Genomic DNA, 3,641 nt, shown 5'->3' with positions numbered 1-3,641 from the left:
GCCGTCGCGGCGGGCCCCCTCTCGGCGGAGGTCGAGGCGCTCCAGTCGATCAAGGGGTGCGGGTTCGCGCTGGCCGCGGCCTTCTCGGCCGAGGTCGGCGACTTCACGAGGTTCCGCTCCGGAAGGCAGGTCACGGCCTATTTCGGCCTCGCCCCGAAGCAGAGGTCGAGCGCGGACTCCGTGCGCCTCGGCGGGATCAGCGGGGCCGGCGACGCGCTCGTCAGGAGGCTGGCGGTCGAGGGGTCCTGGAGCTACGTCCAGGCGAGCCACCAACCGAAGCTGATGCCCAAGGGCAGCGGCGTCCCGCTCGAGGTGAGGATGCACGGGAGGAAGGGTTCCGAGCGCCTGCTCCGGCGCCGCGAGGAGATGCTCGCCAGGGGCATGCCCCAGGCGAAGGCGAACGCCGCCACCGCCGCCGAGCTCGTGAGGTGGCTGTGGGCCCTCGGCGCGATGTGCCGGGAGGCAACCGAATAGACATAGCCCCCGTCCCGGCGAGCCGGGCAGCCTTCGGGGATACCCCCGTTCTCGCTGGGCGCGCGGCAGCGGCCGCATGCGCGTAGTCAGACTTGGGGAGCCCCGCCGAAGGAGAGGATTGCGGGCCGCCGGAGCGGTATCCGCGGATATGAGACTGGGCCGAAGGCGTCGACGACATGCCGGGGGCGGACCGGGACGGGTTCAACGGCAGGCCCCGCCGACCGATTGCAAGCGGTCGGCGGGGCCATTGTGGCTCTTGACAGCGGATTGGGTCATATGAGCGAGCGGGCCGCATTTGAGGCAAGGTGACGTGAAACGAAAGGGCGCTGACCTTCTGGTCGCGCCCTTGAAGTTGAACGTCAGATTGCCCAAATGCGGACCGCGCAGCGTCGAGCCGTTACGCGGTTTGGTAAAACCGCGTAACTAATACTCAAGCTTCCACATGTAGCGGCGCGTCATGTAGTCCTTGTGAGTAACGGCAGAGAGTGCACGCATATACACGTTGTTGAGGATCGGGGCAAAGATCAGGTGGTTGAAGTACTCGCTCACGCTGTCCTTGATGTCGTTGAGGCCGAGCTCCTTGGCGTCAAGCTGATAGACGCGCTCGCCACCGTACTGGTTGACGAAGCGGATGCCGCGCTCGTCGTTGCAGCGGCTGCGGCCGACGCTGATGAGCTGGAACAGCGAGGTACGCTTGTCCAGGATCTCGAAGGGACCGTGGAAGAAGTCGCAGGTGTTGATGGTGCAGGAGTCAATCTGCAGCATCTCCTGCACGTTGCAGATGCTAAAGACGTAGGCGGCACCAAAGAGCGGACCCTGAGCCATGACGTTGATGCAGGGCTTGTCGGCGTTCTGCTCGGCCCACTTGGCAGCAAGCGGACGGGTGTACTCGACGGCCTTGCGATAGATGGGGTCGACCAAGTCGAACGCGGCCATAGCGGTCTCGTACTCGGCATAGCCCTCGGTCTGCTGCGTAAGCTCCATGGCGATCATGGTCACGACGGCGGAGTTGGTGCGGCCCATGCAGGACTCGTCGACGGCCAAGCTGTCGTACTGGATCTTGTAGTCGCAGACCTCGGTGAGGCCGGACTCGTCAACATAGATGGCGATGGTGCTGGCGCCGTGGTCCTTGGCGACCTGGGCGGCGACGATGGTCTCCTTGGTGCCGCGCATGGACACGACGACGGCCAGGGTGTTCTCGTTAACGTAGGCGGGGGTTGCGTGCACGAACTCGTTGCTGGTGTAGCTGGAGCTCACGACCTGCGTGGCCTCGTGCTCCATAAAGTACTGGGCAGGATAGTTGCCGCCGTTGGATCCGCCGGCGCCAATCCACACGACGCGCTTGATGCCGCCCTTGTCTGCCTTGTCAGCCAAAACCTGGGAGACGACATCCTTAACCTGTTCCTGAGTAGTCATCGTGCATCAGCCTTTCTTCTCGTTTGATGCTCTCGATGGCATACAAGTTACATACATGTTTTGGTTATGTCGACTAGTTGTATGCTATATTTGACTTAGAAATTCTGCTGGTAAGGTTTTCGACTTCCCGTTACCAGCAGTTTTGTTGTTGTATTGAATACATGCTTGATTAGACTCGCATACAAGTTAGATACAGGTTGATCACATGAACGCTTCGTCTAAAAAGAAACTGAGCCAATACGAGCGCTTGGCGGGCATGTTGCGTGACCGCATCGCCGCCGGTATCTACGCACGCGGAGACAAGCTGCCGTCCGAGATGGAACTCATGGACGAATCGGGGCTGTCGCGCAGCACCGTGCGCCACGCCCTTAAGGTACTCGTTGATGAGGGCCTGGTGCGCACCGAGCGCGGGCGCGGCGCCTTTGTGGCCGACACGCCCGCGCTCCACGAAAACAACCTGGTGTTTTCGAGCTATACCAAGCAGGTCGAAGGCCAGGGCATGAAGCCCACCACGCGCACGGTGGACTCGGGCTTTACCAAGGCGGGCGGCAGCATAGCTAAGTTCTTTGATGCCGCCGTGGGCAGCAAGCTCGTCAAACTTGTCCGCCTGCGCTACCTGGACGACGTGCCGCTGTGCCTAGAGACCACCTACCTGCCGCCAAGCTTCGAGGCGCTCATCGATCGCGATATCAACGGTTCGCTCTACGCGACGCTGCGCCAAGAATTCCATCGCGCGCCAGCACAGGGACATAAGACCTTTGAGGTGTGCTATGCCTCGCAAAACGAGGCGTTTTTGCTCAACGTCGAGCGCGGGCAGGCGCTAATCCTGATCACCGACTACGTCTACGACACCGACGGCCGCCCGCTCCATGTCTCCAAGCGCATCCAGCGCACCGACCGCGCCAAATACACCGAGCCCATCGGCTAACCTGTCAAAACCACCGCAAAGGGGACAGGCACCTTTGTGGTGGTTTTAGGCGAGGAGGTCGGGGAACCAGGTTGGTTTGGGCTGGTTGGGCGTGCGCTCGGCCAGGACCAACTCCATCCAGCACATGTCGTACCAGCGGCCGAACTTTTGGGCACAGCGATCGAAGGCGCCCACCAGGCGGTAGCCCATATGGGCATGGAAATCCTGACTGTTGTGCGTTAGATACTCGTCGTCCTTGTCGTGCGGCACGGCAATGAGCGCGCACACGTTGGTAATGCCCATCGCGATCAGGCATTGCTTGAGCGCATCGTGCAGCTTGCGGCCCAGCCCGCCGTGGCGCACGTCGCGCGCCAGGTAGATCGACGTCTCGACCGACCAGTCGTATGCCTCGCGGCTGTTGAGCGGACTCACATAGGCATAGCCTACCGGACGCCCGTCCAGCTCCATCACCAGATACGGATAGCGCCTGAGCGTACGCTCGATGCGCCCGGCGAACTCCTCAACGCTTGGCACCTCGTATTCGCAGGTAATCGCCGTCTGGCGCACATACGGCTCATAGATGGCAAGCAGCGCCGGCGCATCATCGGGCGTCGCCAGGCGAATCGTCGGCTCGGACATCTCGGTCATACAACCCTTCCCCCTCAAAAACAGAGGCCGCCTTGCGCCAAACCCAGCGCAAGGCGGCCCCTCGTCATTACATCAGGCTACAGGACAGCCGCCAACGCGTCGATATCCTCCTGCGTCGTGGCCCAGCTGGTGCAAAAGCGCACCACCGTGTGGGTCTCGTCGTACTTTTCCCAGTACTCGATCGCCGCATACTCGC

Annotated in this window: 4 protein-coding genes; 2 read left to right on the top strand and 2 right to left on the bottom strand. The window is 62.0% G+C overall.

From position 1 onward, the window contains the following. Positions 1–474: transposase (locus AB5405_RS07985; RefSeq protein WP_368138111.1), on the top strand; the 474-nt coding region annotated here is incomplete at its 5' end. A gap of 423 nt (positions 475–897) precedes the next feature. Here AB5405_RS07985 and AB5405_RS07980 read toward each other — a convergent pair. Then, positions 898–1,890, bottom strand: coding sequence for an SIS domain-containing protein (locus tag AB5405_RS07980; RefSeq protein ID WP_118226093.1), 993 nt, complete (start codon positions 1,888–1,890; stop codon positions 898–900). A gap of 205 nt (positions 1,891–2,095) precedes the next feature. On the opposite strand from AB5405_RS07980, the gene AB5405_RS07975 reads away from it, so the two are divergent. Beyond that, a complete protein-coding gene (locus AB5405_RS07975; RefSeq protein WP_368138110.1) occupies positions 2,096–2,818 on the top strand; it encodes a GntR family transcriptional regulator in 723 nt (240 codons plus the stop codon). Positions 2,819–2,863: 45 nt separating this feature from the next. On the opposite strand, the gene AB5405_RS07970 is transcribed toward AB5405_RS07975, so the two are convergent. Further along, positions 2,864–3,445 (bottom strand): GNAT family N-acetyltransferase, encoded by a 582-nt coding sequence (locus AB5405_RS07970; RefSeq protein ID WP_368138109.1) that lies wholly within the window; start codon positions 3,443–3,445, stop codon positions 2,864–2,866. Positions 3,446–3,641 lie beyond the last annotated feature (196 nt).

The organism is Collinsella aerofaciens (assembly GCF_040920445.1).
Lineage (GTDB): Bacteria > Actinomycetota > Coriobacteriia > Coriobacteriales > Coriobacteriaceae > Collinsella > Collinsella aerofaciens_BH.
This window is presented reverse-complemented; position numbering and strand designations above follow the sequence as displayed.